The organism is Anaerovorax odorimutans, assembly GCF_024459955.1.
Lineage (GTDB): Bacteria > Bacillota > Clostridia > Peptostreptococcales > Anaerovoracaceae > Hominibacterium > Hominibacterium odorimutans_A.
This window is the reverse complement of sequence record NZ_JANFXK010000291.1, coordinates 1-204: the sequence shown is the minus strand read 5'-3', so window position 1 is coordinate 204 and position 204 is coordinate 1. Positions and strand designations below refer to the sequence as shown.

The window sequence follows — 204 nt, the reverse complement described above, 5'->3', positions numbered from 1 at the left end:
GCACAAGCGGCTTTAAAAATCATAGTCGTAACGGCGGGTGGAATAAAGGCACTTATGTACAGAAAGATGTGCCATTCACACTGACACACGACAGAGATATTTCTTTTATGGTAGATAAGGCGGATGTGGATGAAACAAACGCTACATCATCGATCCAGAACATTTCTCGAACTTTTGAGCAGACGCAAGTGGTACCTGAGACAG

1 pseudogene is annotated in these 204 nt (G+C 43.6%); it reads left to right on the top strand.

Features of this window, described 5'->3' with window-relative positions:
* Window positions 1-204 (top strand): annotated as a pseudogene (locus NE619_RS19445) (capsid protein); the annotation flags it as partial.